The organism is Streptomyces sp. NPDC059255, from assembly GCF_042752355.1.
Classification (GTDB): Bacteria; Actinomycetota; Actinomycetes; order Streptomycetales; family Streptomycetaceae; genus Streptomyces.
Map to the genome: position 1 here is coordinate 114,437 of NZ_JBHYZP010000013.1, position 16,833 is coordinate 131,269.

At 73.5% G+C, this 16,833-nt stretch carries 15 protein-coding genes; 4 read left to right on the forward strand and 11 right to left on the reverse strand.

Translation table 11 applies throughout. The features are described 5' to 3' along the window. Positions 1 to 89: 89 nt before the first annotated feature. Positions 90 to 1,256 (forward strand): ROK family protein, encoded by a 1,167-nt coding sequence (locus ACFXKG_RS17525; protein ID WP_384839084.1) that lies wholly within the window; start codon positions 90 to 92, stop codon positions 1,254 to 1,256. A 170-nt stretch (positions 1,257 to 1,426) separates the two neighbouring features. Here the strand turns inward: ACFXKG_RS17525 and ACFXKG_RS17530 are convergent, their stop codons facing one another. The 9 genes from ACFXKG_RS17530 to ACFXKG_RS17570 form a co-directional block, all read right to left on the reverse strand. Next, positions 1,427 to 2,530 (reverse strand): MSMEG_0565 family glycosyltransferase, encoded by a 1,104-nt coding sequence (locus tag ACFXKG_RS17530; RefSeq protein ID WP_384839087.1) that lies wholly within the window; start codon positions 2,528 to 2,530, stop codon positions 1,427 to 1,429. Beyond that, a complete protein-coding gene (locus ACFXKG_RS17535) occupies positions 2,527 to 3,366 on the reverse strand; it encodes a carbon-nitrogen hydrolase family protein (RefSeq protein ID WP_384839090.1) in 840 nt (279 codons plus the stop codon). Before ACFXKG_RS17535 ends, ACFXKG_RS17530 begins: the two co-directional genes overlap by 4 nt. Positions 3,367 to 3,418: 52 nt before the next feature. After that, the gene (locus ACFXKG_RS17540) at positions 3,419 to 4,459 is read right to left on the reverse strand and encodes a carbon-nitrogen hydrolase family protein (RefSeq protein ID WP_384839093.1); all 1,041 of its coding nucleotides are present in this window, start codon (positions 4,457 to 4,459) and stop codon (positions 3,419 to 3,421) included. Beyond that, the gene (locus ACFXKG_RS17545) at positions 4,456 to 5,958 is read right to left on the reverse strand and encodes an MSMEG_0567/sll0787 family protein (RefSeq protein WP_384839096.1); all 1,503 of its coding nucleotides are present in this window, start codon (positions 5,956 to 5,958) and stop codon (positions 4,456 to 4,458) included. Before ACFXKG_RS17545 ends, ACFXKG_RS17540 begins: the two co-directional genes overlap by 4 nt. Further along, positions 5,955 to 7,028, reverse strand: a complete 1,074-nt coding sequence (locus tag ACFXKG_RS17550) for an MSMEG_0568 family radical SAM protein (protein WP_382894682.1) — start codon at positions 7,026 to 7,028, stop codon at positions 5,955 to 5,957. Before ACFXKG_RS17550 ends, ACFXKG_RS17545 begins: the two co-directional genes overlap by 4 nt. A gap of 52 nt (positions 7,029 to 7,080) precedes the next feature. After that, positions 7,081 to 7,605, reverse strand: coding sequence for an MSMEG_0572/Sll0783 family nitrogen starvation response protein (locus tag ACFXKG_RS17555; protein WP_365816046.1), 525 nt, complete (start codon positions 7,603 to 7,605; stop codon positions 7,081 to 7,083). A gap of 366 nt (positions 7,606 to 7,971) precedes the next feature. After that, the gene (locus tag ACFXKG_RS17560) at positions 7,972 to 8,787 is read right to left on the reverse strand and encodes an amidohydrolase family protein (protein WP_384839101.1); all 816 of its coding nucleotides are present in this window, start codon (positions 8,785 to 8,787) and stop codon (positions 7,972 to 7,974) included. A 123-nt stretch (positions 8,788 to 8,910) separates the two neighbouring features. Beyond that, positions 8,911 to 10,221, reverse strand: coding sequence for an MSMEG_0569 family flavin-dependent oxidoreductase (locus tag ACFXKG_RS17565; RefSeq protein WP_384839104.1), 1,311 nt, complete (start codon positions 10,219 to 10,221; stop codon positions 8,911 to 8,913). Continuing rightward, complete coding sequence (locus tag ACFXKG_RS17570; RefSeq protein ID WP_365816078.1) at positions 10,218 to 10,514, reverse strand: MSMEG_0570 family nitrogen starvation response protein; 297 nt, start codon at positions 10,512 to 10,514, stop codon at positions 10,218 to 10,220. Before ACFXKG_RS17570 ends, ACFXKG_RS17565 begins: the two co-directional genes overlap by 4 nt. Before the next feature lie 569 nt (positions 10,515 to 11,083). On the opposite strand from ACFXKG_RS17570, the gene ACFXKG_RS17575 reads away from it, so the two are divergent. From ACFXKG_RS17575 to ACFXKG_RS17585, 3 genes are all read left to right on the forward strand, one after another. Continuing rightward, a complete protein-coding gene (locus ACFXKG_RS17575; RefSeq protein ID WP_384839107.1) occupies positions 11,084 to 12,301 on the forward strand; it encodes a Clp protease N-terminal domain-containing protein in 1,218 nt (405 codons plus the stop codon). Between the two features lie 80 nt (positions 12,302 to 12,381). Then, on the forward strand, positions 12,382 to 13,896 hold the full coding sequence (locus ACFXKG_RS17580) for a sensor histidine kinase (RefSeq protein ID WP_384839110.1): 1,515 nt from the start codon (positions 12,382 to 12,384) through the stop codon (positions 13,894 to 13,896). A gap of 4 nt (positions 13,897 to 13,900) precedes the next feature. After that, positions 13,901 to 14,554 carry a response regulator gene (locus tag ACFXKG_RS17585; protein WP_384839113.1) on the forward strand — a complete coding sequence of 218 codons (654 nt, stop codon included), beginning with the start codon at positions 13,901 to 13,903 and terminating at the stop codon, positions 14,552 to 14,554. Positions 14,555 to 14,600: 46 nt separating this feature from the next. On the opposite strand, the gene ACFXKG_RS17590 is transcribed toward ACFXKG_RS17585, so the two are convergent. Then, a complete protein-coding gene (locus tag ACFXKG_RS17590; RefSeq protein ID WP_384839116.1) occupies positions 14,601 to 15,734 on the reverse strand; it encodes a D-2-hydroxyacid dehydrogenase in 1,134 nt (377 codons plus the stop codon). After that, complete coding sequence (locus ACFXKG_RS17595; protein ID WP_384839119.1) at positions 15,731 to 16,366, reverse strand: RraA family protein; 636 nt, start codon at positions 16,364 to 16,366, stop codon at positions 15,731 to 15,733. The genes ACFXKG_RS17590 and ACFXKG_RS17595 overlap by 4 nt, the downstream gene beginning before the upstream one ends. Positions 16,367 to 16,833: the final 467 nt, after the last annotated feature.

Consider the following 16,833-nt stretch of genomic DNA (forward strand, 5'->3'; position numbering starts at 1 on the left):
TCCGGCGGGGCAGCTCTGTGCGGGTTTCGTAGAGGTGTACGCAACTTTTGCCAGGGTGTGAAAAAGTGACGGTCGGAGGAAGTGAGCCTGTGAGCATTCAGTACCGCGTTCTGTCCCTGCTACGGGACAACGGCCCACTGTCCCGTGCCCAGTTGGCGGGGCGGCTGGAGGTGCCGCGTCCACGGTTCCTCGCCGAGCTCGACCGTATGCTCGCCGCCGGCACGGTGCTGGAGGCGGGCCCGGCGGCGTCGCGCGGCGGCCGCCGCTCCACGCTGGTGCAGCTCGACCCCGGTTTCCGGTTCGCCGCCGTGGACCTGGGGGCCAGCTCGCTCGACATCGAGATCACCAACGGCGAACTGGAACCCGTGGCTTCCTACTCCGAGGCCGCCGACATCCGCTCGGGCCCGGTCGCCGTGCTGAACCGGATCAGTGAACTCCTGCACAAGCTGGCCGCGCAGGGCCACTGCGAGCGGCTCGACGCCATCGGCATCGGCCTCCCGGGCCCGGTCAGCTTCCGGGAAGGTGTCCCCGTCTCCCCGCCGATCATGGTGGGCTGGAACCGCTTCCCCGTACGCGACACCCTCGCCCGCGAGCACGGCTGTCCCGTGGTCGTCGACAACGACGTCAACGTGATGGCCCTCGGGGAGCGCCACAGCGGGGTCGCCCGGTCCGTCGACCATCTGCTCTTCGTCAAGATCGGCAGCGGGATCGGCTCGGGGCTGCAGCACCACGGCCGTATCTACCGGGGCGCCGAGGGGTGCGCGGGCGACATCGGCCACATCCAGGTCGAGGCCGACGGCCCCATCTGCACCTGCGGCAACACCGGCTGCCTGGAGGCGTACTTCGGCGGGGTCGCGCTCGCCAGGGACGCCACCGAGGCCGCCCGCTCCGGTCAGTCCCCGGCCCTCGCCGAACGGCTCGCGGCCCAGGGGACGCTGACCGCCGTCGACGTCGCGGAGTGCGCCGTCGGCGGGGACAACGCCTGCGTCAACCTCATCAGGACCGGCGGCCACCGCGTCGGACAGGTCCTCGCCACCCTCGTCAGCTTCATGAACCCGTCGATGATCGTGATCGGCGGCGGGCTCTCCGGGCTCGGCTATCTGCTGCTCGCGGAGATCCGCAGCGTCGTCTACCAGCGCTCACTGCCGCTGGCCACCGGCAATCTGCCGATCGTCATGTCCGAACTCGGCCCGCGCGCCGGGGTCGTCGGCGCGGCCCTCCTGGCGAGCGAACTCGCCTACGGCGGCGACTCCTGAGCACGGCACCGGCGTAACGGCCCCCCGACGCCCGACGCCCGACGCCCGACGCCCGACGCCCGACGCCCGACGCCCGACGCCGGCTGACGGCGACGGCGTACCCCGGCGCCGGCTGACGGCGATGGCGTACCCCGGCGCCCGGCGGGCCCGGTCCCCGGCCCGAAGCCGGCTCAGACCGTGCCGCGCACCCCCGCCAGCGACCGGTACAGCTCGACATGGAGCCGCGCCGCCTCCCGCCACGTGTGGCGCGCGGCCAGCTCGCGGCCCGCCGCGCGCCGGGCGGGATCCGGCTCCGTGAGCGCGCGCCCCAGCTCCGCGGCGAGCTCCTCCGGGGTGCCCGCGAAACGCGCCGCCGAGTCGAACACCTCGCGCAGCACCGGGAGATCGCGTACGACGAGGGGGACCCCGGCGGCCAGCGCCTCCATCGCGGCGAGTCCGAACCCCTCCTTCACCGACGGGAAGGCGAAGGCGTCGGCGGCGGCCACCAGCGCGGGCAGTTCGTCGTCGGGGACCGCGCCGAGGACGACGGGCTCGACCGCCAGCTCCGCCGCGCGCGCCTCCCAGCGGGCCCGGTAGTCGCGGTAGTCGAAGAGCGTCTCGCCACCGGCGATCACCAGCCGCACCCCGGGGTGCCGGGCGCGCAGCGTCCCGTACGCCTCCAGCAGGTCCAGCGACCCCTTGCGCGGCTCGATGCCGCCGACGGTCAGCACGTACCGGCCGAGGCGGTCCTTCCAGCGGTCCCGCGCCGCCGGTTCCGTGCCCGCGAAGCGCTCGTACGCGACGCCGTTCGCGATGACCCGCGCGGGGAGGGACCAGCCGTCCGCGAGCTCGTCGGCGACCGTCCGCGAGACGCAGACGTGCGCGTACGGTTCGACCAGGGCCCGCTCGTGGCAGGCGGCCAGCTCGGGCGTGGTGAAGTGGTCGATGTGGTGGACCGTCCGCACACACCGGCCGACCGCGTTGGCGCTGATGCAGTCCTGCGCGTGCACGATGTCGTACGCCCCGGCGCCCGTCGCCGCGAAGGCGGCCCCCAGCGTCTCGATCGAGCGCAGCACGCGGGCGCCGACGCTCTCGCCGGGCGGCCCGTCGGGGAACGGCACGATCCGCACCCGGACGGCCGGGTCCACCGGGCGGAAGAACCCGGAGTCGCCGCCGCGCCCCAGCGACCAGACGGTGACGTCCTCCCCGGCGGCGGCCAGCGCCTCCGCCAGCGCCAGGGTGTGCACGACGCCGCCGCGCGGCTTGGTCGAGTAGCTGAGCAGGGCGATCTTCACGGAGCGGTCTCCCGGTAGGCGTCGGGGCGCCGTTCGCCGAGGTGGTGCAGGACCCGGCGGGCGCGGTCGAGTTCGGCGGCGAGGTCGGTCTCGGCGATGGCCAGCCCCGCCTTGGACCAGGTACGGGCGAGCACGTCGCCGCCCGGGCCCACCACCTTCGCCTGGCCGAGGAAGCGCATGCCGCCCATGGCGCCGGTCTGGTTGGAGGAGGCCAGGACGACCTGGTTCTCCGCCGCCCGCGCCTGGTCGTACAGGTCGAAGAGTTTCGCCTGCCGGTCGTGGGTCATGCGCGGCGCGCTGTTGGTGATGCTGGTGGGCCACGCCGACAGACAGGCCAGGACCTCCGCGCCGTCCAGCGCCAGCGACCGCGCGGACTCGGGGAAGGTCTTGTCGTAGTCGATGAGCATGCCGATCCGGCCGACCGGCGTGTCGAACGCGTCGAACCGGTCGCCGGGAAGGTACGCGGTGACCTCGCCGGCCGGCAGATGCACCTTGCGGTGGCGGCCGAGCACCCCGTCCCCGCTGACGCAGACGGCCGCGTTGTAACGGCCGGCGCCGCCGGCGTCCTCGCAGTAGCCGACACAGACCACCATCTCGGCGGCGAGCGCGGCGACCCGGTGGATCAGCGGGTCGTCGGGGTCGAGCGCGGGCGGCAGCCCGTCCGGGGCGGGATCGCGCAGATCGGCGAGATAGCCGCCGAGCGCGGCATCGGGCAGCACCAGCAGCCCGGCGCCCTCCTTGCGGGCCTTCTTGATCAGTGTGGCGACGCGCGCGAGGTCGAACTCCAGGTCGCGGCCGAAATGGGCGGCCACTGCCGCGATCCTGATGGTGCTCATGGTTCTCTCATCGTTCTTCGTCCGCGCCGCGGACGGCCTTCGGGTTCCACCGTCACGTTCTGCCGGTCCCCAGACTGTACGGATATGTCTCCGGCCGCCGGTCGCGCAGGTGCCCCATGGAGCGGCGGGCGACCTCCAGCGCGCGGGCGACATCGAGCTCCGCCACCGCCAGGCCGGCCGCCACCCCGGTGTCGGCGACGATCTCGCCGCCCGGGTCCACGACCTTGGCGCTGGCGACGAAACGCAGCGAGCCGAAGGTGCCCGACTGGTTGGCGGAGAGCCACACGATCTGGTTCTCCAGCGCACGGGCCCGGTCGAAGAGGTCGAACCGGCGCTTCCAGCGGTCCTGGGCGAGATCCGTCGCGGCCTGCGTGCGCGCCCCCGGCCAGGCGGAGACACAGACGGCGATCTCGGCGCCGTCCAGCGCCAGGGTGCGCGCCGACTCCGGGAACGCCTTGTCGTAACAGATCATCATGCCGATCCGGCCGACCGGAGTGTCGAAGGCGTGGAACCGGCCGCCGGAGGAGTAGCTGGCGTCCTCGTTGAGCGGCTGGTGCACCTTGCGGTGGTTGCCGAGCACCCCGTCCCCGCTGACGCAGACCACACTGTTGTAGCGCTGCTCCCCGTCGGTCTCGCAGTAGCCCGCGACGACGGTCATCTCCCCGGCGAGCGCCGCGAGCCGGCGGATCTCGGGGCCGTCGAGCGCCAGGGCAGGCGGTCCCGGATCGTCCTCGGCCCCCTCGGTGGCACCGTCGGCGGCGCCGTCCCCGTCCAGGCTGAGCAGATAGCCGCCGAGGCACGCCTCGGGCAGCGCGAGCAGCCGTACGCCCTCGCTCCTGGCCTCCTTGATCAGCCGCTCGGCGATCCGGAAGTCCTCCTCCAGGTCCCGGCCGAACGCCGCCGCGGCGGCGGCCATCCGCAGCGGGCCGCCGCCCCGCGATCCGGCGGCTCCGGTACGCGTACGGTGCGCGCCCGGCAGGTCCGTCTCCGCGCGGTACGGGCTCGCGCGGTGTGCGCCCGGGCCTTCCGGGCCCACGCGGTCCGGACCGCCGTCCGCTCTCGTCCGGTGTGTACTCGCGTAGTCCGTGTTCATGCGGTCCCCAATCCGGTCACCGAACCGGCGACCGCCTCCGTTATCTCTCCGTCGGGCCAGCGCAGTCCGACACCCTGTCCCGCTGTCAGCTCCCCGCACACCGCGCCCGTCGCGGGACCGGCGGAGAGCGGTGGCGCGCCCGGGGCGTCCGCGGTCAGCATCGCGAAGCCGGGGAAGCAGGTCAGCCAGTCACCGGCCGTGGCGCCGGCCGGGCGCGGCACGGCCGCCACATCGAGCACGGCCCCGCAGCCGCTCGCCTCCGCGAGCATGCCGAGCGTCCCGGCGATCCCCGCCATCGACACGTCCTTCGCGGCGGCGGGGCGCGCGGCGGCCACCGCGCGGAGCATCGCGCGCAGTTCGTGCGGGCGCCGCCGCGTCGTCGAGTCCCACTGCCCGCCCGCGTATCCGGGCCGCCAGCCGCCGCCGAGGTCCACCGTCAGCCGTACGGCGTGGCCCGGCCGCCCGCCACCGCCCGGGACGGGCCGGTCCGTCACCCCGAGCGCGGTCACCGACAGCGCCGCGGGCACCCCGAGCTGGGTGTGCCCACCGAGCACCGGCACACCGTACGCGTCGGCCGCCCGCCGCAGTCCCGAGATCACCCGGGCGGCGTGTGCCGCGTCCCGCGCGCCCAGCGCGTCGAGCAGCCCGACCGGGGTGGCGCCCATCGCGGCCAGGTCGTTCAGGTTGACCAGCACCGCGCACCAGCCGGCCCACTCCGGGTCACGCTCCACCATGGACGGCACGATCGCGTCGCAGGCGGCGATGGTCTCCGTACCCGGCACCGGCGCGCCGTCGTCGCCGACGAAGCCCGCGCCGCCGGGCAGCACCCCGGCGAGCAGCGGGCCGAGCACGGCCTTGGTGGCCGCCGTGCGCGCGGCGATCCGGCCGATCGGCCACCGCATCAGCACATGCGGCGCCCCGGCGACCGTGGCGGAGCGCACCCGCCGCCAGCCGAGCCGCCCGAACAGCGGCTCGTTGCGGGTCTGCACGGTCGCCTCGAACCGCAGCGCGCCCTCCGCCTCGGCGCGCGCGCACGCCGCCCGGACCAGCGCGGCGCCGATCCCCAGCGGACCGCGGGCGCCGCGGGCGACCACCAGCCGGCCGCCGGCCCACCAGCCCAGGTCGGGCCCGTCGGAGGCGGGGCCGAGCCGGACCCCGCCGAGCACCGTGCCGGTCTCCCGGTCCCGCGCCACAAGGACGAGGGTGCGGGGATCGTCGTCGCGGCCGTCCAGGTCATGGCCGTCGAAGAGACCCTGCTCATGGACGAAGGCGGCCCGGCGCAGCCGCCGGTACGCCGCCAGCTCGGGCGCCGCCACGGCCTGTTCGATGTGGAACCCGGGCTGTTTGGCCAGGGTGGAGCGGTCGCCGAGGAGCGCGAGGATGTCCTGCGGGAGGCCGTCGGCCGCCGCGATCCCCCCGCCGGGTACGTCCGAGGTGTCCGCCCCGCTCCGGCCGGTTCCGCCGTCGAGGCTGTACCCCTCGGAGAGCACGCCGCTCATCCGCCCGCCGTACGGAGCACGCTGCACGCCCCGCAGGCCGCGCACCCCGCCCCCTGGTCGGCACCGGTCATGCCCGCGGCGCGCAGCTTCGCCGCGACGCCCTCGGTGACCCGGCGCAGCAGCTCGGCGTCGGGCGCGGCGACCCCGTCCCGCGCGGCGAGCGTGCCGCTCATCGGACGGAAGGGGACCACGAACGGGTAGACGCCCCGCTCGATCAGCGACCCCGCGCCCGCGATGAGTTCGTCGGGGTCCTCGCCCAGGCCCACCAGCAGGTACGTGGAGACCCGGTTGCGTCCGAAGACCCGGACCGCCTCGTCCCAGGCCGCCTCGTACTCCGCCATCGGCACGGTCGACTTGCCGGGCATCCAGCGCCGCCGGACCTCGTCGTCCAGCGACTCGACGTGGATGCCGATGGCGGTCGCCCCCGCGTCGTGCAGCGCGCGGATCCACCCCAGGTCGGCGGGCGGCTCGCACTGCACCTGGATGGGCAGATCCGGGACGGCCGCCAGCACGGCGCGGACCGACCGGACCAGGACGCGGGCGCCGCGGTCGGGGCCCGTGGTGGTGCCGGTCGTCATGACCATCTGCCGGATCCCGTCGAGCCGTACCGCGGCCTCCGCGACCTCGGCGAGCTGCGCCGGGGTCTTGGCGGCGACGGTCGCGTCCGCGCGCAGCGACTCCTCGATGGTGCAGAAGCGGCAGCGGTCGGACTCGGCGTAGCGGATACAGGTCTGCACGACGGTCGTCGCGAGGACGTCCGCGCCGTGCAGCCGCGCTATCCGCTCGTACGACACGCCGTCGGCCGTCGTCAGATCGTAGAACCGGGGCCGCTGGACGGGTGTCAGCGTCAGCCCGGTGTCGGTGAGTTCCCCGTTCTCGTCGCCGAGCCAGACCCGGCCGTCGCGCACGGTGTAGGGGCTGTCGGGGTTGCGCGGCAGCGCTGCGCCGGCACCGTCGACGGGGCCTTGCCCGATCAGGAAGTGACCGTCGTCGCTTGGTCCCGCGCCGTCCGGCCGCCGCACCGGCGCCTCCAACGACACACCTTGCAGGGCGAGTTCGGCACGAGTCATGATCCGTACATCAACCGCCGTCGATTCGGTGCCAACGCTCATGGCGCGCCTCTCAGAGCTGGTAGGTGGAGTTGATGATGGCGCCCTTGCGGGCGTAGTGGATCAGGGCGTCCTGGACATCCAGCGGATGGGTGGGGATCACACCCTCGATCAGGTCCTCCTCACGAGCGCCGTGGAGCGAGAGACCGAAGCGGCAGCAGTACGCCTTGCCGCCCTCGGCGATGAACGTCTTGAGCTGGTTGTTGATGTTGTGCTCGCCGGGGAAGGCGGAGTTGCCGACCGTCGGGAAGCCACGCGTGGCGAGACAGTTGAGCGAGCCGGGACCGTAGAAGTAGATCGCGGTCTCGAAGCCCTTGCGCAGCGCGCGGGTGGCCTGGAGGACGGCGACGAACGACACCGAGGACTCGTGGGCGATGCCGTGGACGAGCGTGAAGTACGACTCGCCGTTCTCCGCCCGGTAGTCGGGGAAGACCTTCGTGGAACCGTAGATGCTGGACCCCTCGGGGAGAGAGGGGTGCGGTATCTCCGACAGCGACTTCTGCTCGACGTCGGTCAGTTCGGCGGTGGACTCGGACATGAGGGTCTCCTTCGGCAGATACGGAGGTTGAGCGCGTAAAGGCTGGGGCAGGGATGGGGAGGGAGCTGCGGGCAGGTGGAGGGGCGGGGGATCGGTGGACGCTCCCGCGGCTGTCGGGCCGTCGGAGGCGGGTCGGTACGCGTGGTTCGGCACGTCGGCACGCGGGCCGGTGTGCCGGTCGGTGTGGAGCTCGCCGTGCGGTTCGGTGAGCGGGGCGGCGGGCGGCGCGCCGCGCCGCCGGAACACTCCGAACAGAACGGTCGAGACATCAGCCAGTCGGCGGGTCAGCCCCATAGCGGCTTCACCACATCACATCCTCAATCTCGGTCGTGGAGCGCAGCGCGGCCTCGGTCGTAGAGCGCGGCCTCAGTCGTAGAGCGCGGCGAACGTGTCCCGGAAGACCAGCCCGCCCAGTTCGCCGTCGCCCGCGGCGGCGGCCAGCCGGGCGTGTTCGCCCGCGAAGTCGCCCCACGGCTGGTCGCTGGCGAAGAGCACCCGGTCGTGGCCGATGCCGCGGTGCTCGATCTCCCGGACCAGCCACAGCGGTGCGAAGCCGATGGCCCAGGAGAGGTCGGTGTAGACGCGCTTGCCGGCGGCGATCCAGTCGAAGAAGCGCGAGCCGACCAGCTTGATGTGGCCGCTCATGCCGCCGCCGAAGTGCACCAGGTGGACCGGCACCCGGTCGGCGTACCACTCGACGAGATGGCCGACCTCGTCGATGTCGGAGGCCGCGCCCGGCGAGGTGTGGACATGGACCACCAGACCGTGGCGCTCCGCCTCGTGGAAGATCCGGTCCAGCATCGGCCGGCACGCGGGATCGGTGGCGCGCCCGCCGAGCAGGAAGCTGAGCTTGAGCGCCCGCACCCCGTCCTCCCCGGCCAGCGCCAGGGCGCGCGCGGTGCGCTCCTCGTCCTCCGGGCGGGGCGAGACCCACAGCCCGGCCCGGATCCGGTCGTCGCTCTGCGCGGCCTCGATCACCAACTCGTTGAAGGAGAAGGCGACATCGGGATCCGGCACCCCGTAGTTGGGAAGGACCAGGGCCCGTTCCGTACCTTCGGCGTCGAGATCGGCGAGGAGCTGCTTGACCGTGGTACGGGCCGTGGTGTCAGGGTTGACGGGGGGCCCGCCGTAGAAGGGATACGAGGGGAGCACACCGAGATGACGGTGTGCGTCGTGCAGCATGATCCGGTGACCTTCCTTGGTCCGGTGACCTGCCTGGTCCGGTGAGCCTGCTCGGTCCGGTGACCTGCCGGGTGCGGTGGCCCTTCCGGGTGCGGTGGCCCTGCTCGCTCCGGTGGCCTTCGCTCAGCCCACGGGAAGCGCGGCGGTGAGCGTGGTGGGTGCGCCGGTGATGGTGCCGCACACATCGGCGAGACGGCGGCTCGCCTCGATGTGGTCCGCGAGGAACTCCGCGTCCCTGCCCACCGATTCGAAGCGTCCCGACCCCCAGGTGAACTGCCAGGGCAGCCCCAGGAAGTACAGGCCGGGGGAGTTGGTGACACCGCGCCGGTGCATCGGGTAGCCGCGCCCGTCGAAGACCGGGGTCTCGATCCACCGGTGGTCCCGGGAGAAGCCGGTGGACCACACCACCGAGGTGATCCCGGCCTTCGCCAGATCGAGCGAGGCGGGCTGCTCGGTGGGCTCCCACACCGGTACGTAGCGCTCCTCGGCCGGCGCGTCGATGCCCTGGGCCGCGATGTGCGCGTCGATGGAGTCCTTGATGGAGTCGGCGACGGAGTCGGCCCGGTCGAGATTGACCTTCAGGTCGTCCGCGAAGTCGAGCACCGTCCCCCGCGCGCCCGTGAGCCGCCCGTACAGCCGCATCCCGTCCCGCGCGAAGACCCGCAGATCGATGTCGCGCCCGCCGTCGCGGCCGGTCACGTAGTGGTTGACCCGCATCCGGACGGAAGCCGCGTCGTCGAAGTCGTCGATGGTCCTGGAGTAGTGCCCCATGTCGTCCAGCCAGGCCACACAGTCCCTGCCCCGGTAGAAGCGGGCGACACGCGGGGCGCTGCCGACGGAGAGATGGACCTGCCGTCCCGCCAGATGCAGATCCTCCGCGATCTGGCAGCCGGACTGCCCGGTGCCCACCACCAGCACACCGCCGTCGGGCAGTTGCCCGGGGTTGCGGTACTGCGAGGAGTGGATCCGGTGCATGGCGGCCGGCAGCCGCTCGGCCATCCGCGGCACCGACGTGGTGTGGTACGGACCGGTGGCCACGACGACCTGGTCGGCCGTCAGGACGCCTGCGGTCGTGGTGAGTTCGAATATCCCGGCCTTGGTGCGCCGCAGCCGGGTGACCTTCACCCCCTCCACCAGGGGCGGACGGAAGAAGGCCACGTACTCCTCCAGGTACTGCACTATCTCGTCCCGGTTCATGAAGCCGTCCGGGTCGGACCCCTGGTACGGGTAGTCCGGCAGCTTGCACTGCCAGTTGGGGGTCACGAGACAGAACGTGTCCCAGCGCCGCGCACGCCATTCGTTGCCCACGCGGTGCGCCTCGATCACTATGTGGTCGATCTCGCGCTCGCGCAGGCAGTAGCTGACCGAGAGCCCCGCCTGGCCGCCGCCTATGACCGCAACCGGATAGTGCGCGCCGTCCACCTCCGGGGTCACCGCTCACTCCCGTCGGCGTTCAGCAGCGCCTCCACCGTGACCAGGGCCGGCGGTTCGGCCCGGTACGTGGCGGCGATGCCCTCGATCCTGGCGAGTTCGGCCGCGGCGGCGGTGCACGCGAAGCCGAACTTCTCCCGTACCCGGTCGCTCGCGATACCCAGAGCCGTCCGGCTCCGCTCGACGAAGTCGGGGACGGTGTACGTGGCCCCCGCGGCGAAGTACTCCTCCACGACGGTGGAAGGGGAGTAACAGCGCTGGATTTCACCGTCCGGCCAGCGCACCCGGACGTACATCTCAGGCAAGGGGTCCTCCAGGCGAGGCGCCGAGGTCTTGTCACCTCGCCGCTGCTTGCGAACCCCCATTCAACCAGAGGGAGTTACCGAAATGAATCATCCGGAATAAAGGAGTGTTACGGAATCCTCACAGCCTGTTTGTCTCTCAGGCAAAAGCGGGGTCGTCGCCGGTCGGACGCGGTCGCGGCGCCGACCGACCGCGCGGAACGGCGAGTTGGAGGACCGGCACCGCCAGGTTGGCGGCGGGGAAGGCCGGTCGGCCGAGGGGGACGGTCGGTCGGGCGAGAGGGGCGGCCAGTTGGCCGAGGGGGACGGCCGGCCGGCCGAGAGGGATGGCTGGTTGACCGGGAGGGACAGCCGGTCGGGCGAGGGAGATGGCCAGTTGGCCGGCGGAGATGGCCGGCCGGGCGACGGAAATGGCCGGTCGGCCGGGAGAGATGGCCGGTCGGCCGACGCGCGGGGGCCGGGCCCGCCCCTAACGTCGGTGCCAGACCCGGCCGCGGACCCACCGCGGCCTCCCGGCCACCGGCCCGCACCACCGGCCACCGCACCCGAGGGGACCCCTTCCGATGACAGAGCAGCCGACGCCCGCCGTACCCGACGCCGCCGCCCACACCACGGAGTTCGAGGCCGACGTCATCGACCTGCTCACGGAGACCGTGCGTGAGGCCACCAAATGCGAGAGCCGGACCGTCGGCACCGAGCACCTGGTGCACATGCTCGTCATGGGCGACACACCGGCGGGCGAGGCGGTCGCCACCAACTGGCGCCGCGCCGGGGGGCTCGGCGGCATCATCGGGGCGCTCACCTCCCCCGACAACCCCCGGCCCTGGGTGCACGACGACACGGCCGCCGGCTCCGATCCCCTGCCGCCCCATCCCGGTGACGAGGCCGAGGCCGACGCCGTATGGCGCGAGGCGACCTGGCTCGCCACGCACAAGTCCGGGCGCGGCGCCGCCCCCGAGGCCGACGCCCTCCCGCCCGAGCCGTCCGGGGCGCTGCGCGCCTGCCTCCTGCGCGCCCTGCGGCTGGCCCGCCGCGAGGGAACACCCAGCGTCCGCTGCCGGCACATCGCCCGCGCCCTGCTCGAACTCACCGACAGCCGGGCGCTGGAGGCCATGACGCTGGAGCGGATAGACAAGGCCGCAGTCTCCACCGCACTGGACGCCCTGGACGCGGGCGCCGCCACGGATCCGGACTTCCCGGAGCCCCGGAGCGTCAAGGGGATGCGCGGTACGGGCGTGCTGGGCGAGGGCGGCGGGCTCTCCCGCGTCCTCCTGTCCTGGATGTTCCGCAGCGGCCCGGACGGCGACGGGATGATCACCTCGGTGTTCGGGGAGGCCGAGCGCCAGACCGTACGGCGCGGACACGGCGTGATCGAGCCGGTGGACCTGCTGCTGGCCGTCATGGCGCTGGACCGGGCGCTCACCCTCACCGGCCGCTCGTTCCCGGAGGGGAACGCCGCCGCCAACGCGGGCGCGGACCTGCTCCGTACGCACGGTGTCCGCCCGGTCTCCCTGCTCGACGCGGCGCGGGCGGCCGTCCCCGCCCCGGCCCCCGGCCCCTTCCCCGCCCCCACCGACGTGCCGCGCTCGCCCGGCATCGAACGGGTCCGGTCCGTCACCCAGCTCACGGTGGCCGAGCGCGGCGACTCCACGGCCGGAACCGTCCACCTCCTGGCCGCCCTGCTCGCCGACGACGAGGGGGAGGCCGCGCGGCTGCTGCGCGCGGACGGTGCCGACGTGGCCGGGCTGAAGGCCCGGCTGAGCCCGAGCCCCGGCGCGTGAGGGCGGGAACCCGCCGTCCCCCGGCCGGTCCGGCGGACGCTACGGTCCCGGGGAGAAGCGCGACGAGGAGCGAGGCAAGGGTGCCGGTGACACGGATACGGGAGCGGGCGCGGCGGGGCGTGCGGAAGGTGTGGAAGGGCGTCCGGCGCGAGGCGGTGGAGTGCGGGGCGGCCCTCCGCGCCGCCCCGCGCCGTACCGTCGTCACCGAGGCGCTGGCCTGCGTCCTGGTCGCCGCCCTCGCGCTGATTCCCCTGACCTACCTGCCCGAGGAACTGGTCGAGGACCGGCCGGTCTTCGCCGCCCTGGAAGGGCTGTGGACGGTCGTGCTGGTGCTCGGCCGACACCGCCACCCCGCGCTCGCCGTGGCCGCCACGGCGCCGCTGCTCGTCGGCTCCAGCGTGTGGATCCTGGCGGCGGTGCCCCTGATCGTGGTGTCCGCCACCCGCCGCGTCGCCCCGCGCCGCGCCTGGCAGGCCGCGGGCGCGGCCTCCGTGCTGGCCGCCGCCCTGGCCGTGATGGTGGCACTGGTGACCGGCGGCCGGACGGCCGGCGACCCGGTGGCCGAGTCCCTGACGTGGCCCGAGATCGTGGCGGGCAACACGCTCTCCGTGGCGCTGCTGATGGTCCTCCCCACGCTGGCCGGCACCCTGCTCGGGCAGCGGCGGCCGCTCGTCAGCCTGCTGCGGGAACGCAACGCCTATCTGGAGCAGGCCCGTTCACTGGCCGCCGTGGCGGCACGGATGGAGGAGCGGAACCGGATCGCCGGGGAGATGCACGATCTGCTCGGCCACAAGCTGAGCCTGATCTCGGTGCACGCGGGAGCGCTGGAACTGGCCGCGGCGCGGCAGGCGCCGCCGCTGGCCGGACAGGCCGAACTGCTGCGCACCACCGCGGGCACGGCGATGGAGGAGCTGCGCGAGATCCTCGGGGTGCTGCGCCGCGAGGAACTCCAGGACCCCACCGTGGAACCCGGCGGCAGCCGGGGCACCCACGACGACATCGCAGCCCTCGTGGCCGAGTCCGCGCAGGCGGACATGGCGGTCACCCTCGACTGGTCGGGCCCCGACACGGCCGACGCGTCCCCGCGGACCCGCCAGGCGGTGCACCGCCTGGTGCGCGAGTCGCTGACCAACGCGCTCAAGCACGCCTCCGGGGCGCCCACCCGGGTGGAGGTCCGGCACGCCGACGGCCGGATCGCGGTCTCCGTGACGAACGAGGCGCCCCGGGTGCCCCGCGCGCCCCGGCCGGGAAACCGCAGCGGCCTGGTCGGCCTGGAGGAACGGATCTCGCTCCTGGGCGGCTCGTTCGGCGCGGGCCCCCTCGCGTTCGGCGGGTTCCGGGTCGAGGCCCTGCTGCCCACGCAGCCGGAACAGCCCGTACGCCCGGAGCAGCCCGTACGGACGGGCCGGTCCGGGCGCCCGGCGGACGCCCGGGAAGGAGCCGGGGACCGGAGCGCGGCCGGGGCGTACCCTCCGCTCCCGGCCGCGGTGCTGACCTGGCCGCGGGTGCTGGGCGCCGGATGCGCGGCGGCGGTGGTCATCCTGCCCACCGTGGCCTTCCTCGTGATCCTGCTGGTGATGGCGGCCCTAAGATAAGGCGATGATCCGAGTTCTCATCGCCGACGACGAGACCCTGATGCGCGCCGGCATCCGGCTGATCCTGGAGAACGCGGAGGACGTCGAGGTGGCCGCGGAGGCCGCCGACGGACATGAGGCGGTCGCCGCGTGCCGGGGCCAGGACATCGACGTGGCCCTCCTCGACATCCAGATGCCCGGCAAGGACGGCATCACCGCCGCCGAGGAGATCGCCAGGACCTCGCCCCGTACCCATGTGGTGATGCTGACGGCCTTCGGCGAGGAGCGGAGCGTCACCCGCGCCCTGCGGGTCGGCGCGACCGGCTTCCTGCTCAAGGACACGGGCCCGGCCGAGCTGATCCGTTCGGTGCGGATCGCCGCGGACGGCGAGCCCGTACTGGCGCCCCGGATCACCCGCCAGCTACTGGAACGGCACGTACGGTCCGGACATGAGGCCGAGGCGGCCCTGCGCAGGACCGACGGGCTGACCGCCGCGGAGCGCGAGGTCCTGGGGCTGCTCGGCACCGGCCTCTCGAACGGCGAGATCGCCGACCGGCTCCATCTGAGCGCGAGCACGGTCAAGGCCCACATCAGCCGCATCCTGACCCGCACCGGCTGCGCCAACCGCGTCCAGGCCGCCGTCCTCGCCCATGACGCGGGACTGCTCACCGACGGCTGAGGCGGACGCCGTCGAAGGTCCGGAAGGCCGGGCCGGCGATCCGGTGTCAGTAGAACTCGACGGTGTTCACGCGGTTGAGCAACTCCCGCCCGTCCAGGAGCCGGGTGGCGTTGGCGGCGAAGAGTTCGGCGATGAGCCGGTCCTCCGCGGGGTCGAGCGCGGCGGTGTGCGGGCTCACCAGCACCCGCTCGTGGTCCCAGAGCGGACTGTGACCCGGCAGCGGCTCCGTCTCGAAGACGTCCAGCGCGGCGAAACCCACCCGGCCGGAGTCGAGCGCGGCGAGCAGGGCCGCCTCGTCGACGACGCTTCCCCGGCCGACACTGACGACGGTGGCTCCGGGGCGCAGGGCGTCGAAGAACCGTGTGCCGAGGAGATGCTCGGTCGCCGGGGTGCCGGGGAGTGTGTTCACGACGGCGTCCACCGCCGGTGCCACCTCGACGATACGGTCGGGACGCACCACGGTGGTGACACCCGCGACACCGGTGACACCCGCGACAGCAGTGCCATCGGTGCACCTCCTGCTCGTGCCGATGACGGTCGCGCCCAGCGCGTGCAGTTTCGCCGCGACGGCCCGGCCGATCCCCCCGAGGCCGAGCACGAGCACCGTCTGCTCGCTCACCTGCCGCATCGTCCAGCGACCGCTCCACTCGTGGTGGCGCTGCTGGCGGGCCAGGCGGGGCAGGTCCTTGGCGCCCGCGAGTACCCCGAGGACGGCGAACTCGGCGAGCGGCCCGCCGTGCACACCGGCCGAGGTGGTGAACCGGACCCGGTCGAGTTCGTCGTCGCCGAGCCGTGCGGCCCTGACCTGGCTCCCCCCGCCCGCGGCCATCGTGTGCACCCAGCGCAGCCGCGGGTTGGCGTGGACCGTTCGGGCCAGGGCGGCCGGGGCCACGTCGGGGATGCCGTAGAGGGCGTCCGCCGAATCGACGGCCGCCTCGTAGGAACGCTGCTGCGCGGGGGTGCGCCGCCACGACGGATCACCGGCGAAGTCGGCGGGCCAGCGCATCGGGGGCAGGAGCGTGTGGTCGACGACGAGGTCGATCCGTGGTTCCAGCTCCCGGACACGCGCGCAGTTCTCCTCGGACAGCGGTGCGGCGACCACGACCCTGAGCCGGTCCTCCGCTGGTTCCTCCGCCCGGTGCCGCAGCCGGTCCTCCGCCCGGTGTCGTGCCGTACTCACGCGAGCCTGCTCCTCGTCGCCGCGACCTCGGCGTCCAGCGCGGCCTCACGGGCGACGATCTCCTCGACCGCCGTGAGCGCCTCGTCGGCGCGGTGCGGCGGGATGACGATGACGCCGTCCTCGTCGGCGGCGACGATGTCCCCGGGATGCACCACGACGCCGCCGATCGCGACCGCTTCGCCGATCGTGCCCGGCCCGTTCTTGAACGGGCCGGCGGGGGTGAGCCCGCGCGCGAAGACCGGGACGCCGAGCTTCTCGATGATCGCGCCGTCGCGCACATAGCCGTCGACGACCGCGCCGACGGCGCCGTAGAGGGCGAACCGCTGGGCGAGGTTGTCGCCGACGATGGCGCGGCCGTCGTAACCGAAGGCGTTGACGACCACGATGTCGCCGGGGCGGATGTGTTCCAGGGCGGCGATCACGGCCTTGTTGTCACCCGCGACGGTGAGCACCGGGAGCGCCGTGCCCACGGCCCTGGCACCGGTCCAGATCGGTGTGATGCCCCCGTCGGCGATGTTCAGCCGGTCGAGGGCGTCACCCAGGTTCGCCACGGAATGCTCGCGGAACCGGTCGAGCACGGCGGGGTCGACGCGGTCCCACGCGGTGTGCACGCGCACGTTGTCCTGGGCCATCACAGTCTCCTTCGGATGCGGATGCGGATGCGGATGCGGATGCGGATGCGGATGGTGAGGGAGGCGGGGCCGTACGAGAGCTGTACGGGAGCGGTACGGGAGCTGGATGCCGTCCGTGATGTCGTCCAACTGCCGTTGTGTTGCTGTGGGCGCCGTGTTGCCGCCGGCGCCCGGGCCGTGGGGCCGTCGGGTGTTCCGTCAGGTCATGAAGTGCGAAACCTTTCGCGTTTCGCCGGGGACAGTCTGCATCCATCCGTGTCGCGAGGCAAGGGTCGAAGGGAGGTGTCCCCCCGGGCCGGGTGGTGCTTCGGTGGGACCGTGCGGCCGACGGTGCGGCCGGTGATCCGTCGGAAAATCCACGACGGCGCCGGAAGATCCCCTGGTGGCCGAGGTGGGAGTCCGCCGGAAACGCAAGGTTGACAAGGGGGTAACGCAAGTCCTTGACCGCCCCCGGAATGCGAATCTAT

Bases quoted from the DNA above. Each gene is read 5' to 3' on its own strand.
- ACFXKG_RS17535 (WP_384839090.1), bottom strand. From the start codon at position 3,366: ATGAGCACCATCAGGATCGCGGCAGTGGCCGCCCATTTCGGCCGCGAC.
- ACFXKG_RS17540 (WP_384839093.1), bottom strand. From the start codon at position 4,459: ATGAACACGGACTACGCGAGTACACACCGGACGAGAGCGGACGGCGGT.
- ACFXKG_RS17545 (WP_384839096.1), bottom strand. From the start codon at position 5,958: ATGAGCGGCGTGCTCTCCGAGGGGTACAGCCTCGACGGCGGAACCGGC.
- ACFXKG_RS17550 (WP_382894682.1), bottom strand. From the start codon at position 7,028: ATGACTCGTGCCGAACTCGCCCTGCAAGGTGTGTCGTTGGAGGCGCCG.
- ACFXKG_RS17555 (WP_365816046.1), bottom strand. From the start codon at position 7,605: ATGTCCGAGTCCACCGCCGAACTGACCGACGTCGAGCAGAAGTCGCTG.
- ACFXKG_RS17560 (WP_384839101.1), bottom strand. From the start codon at position 8,787: ATGCTGCACGACGCACACCGTCATCTCGGTGTGCTCCCCTCGTATCCC.
- ACFXKG_RS17570 (WP_365816078.1), bottom strand. From the start codon at position 10,514: ATGTACGTCCGGGTGCGCTGGCCGGACGGTGAAATCCAGCGCTGTTAC.
- ACFXKG_RS17575 (WP_384839107.1), top strand. From the start codon at position 11,084: ATGACAGAGCAGCCGACGCCCGCCGTACCCGACGCCGCCGCCCACACC.
- ACFXKG_RS17585 (WP_384839113.1), top strand. From the start codon at position 13,901: ATGATCCGAGTTCTCATCGCCGACGACGAGACCCTGATGCGCGCCGGC.
- ACFXKG_RS17595 (WP_384839119.1), bottom strand. From the start codon at position 16,366: ATGGCCCAGGACAACGTGCGCGTGCACACCGCGTGGGACCGCGTCGAC.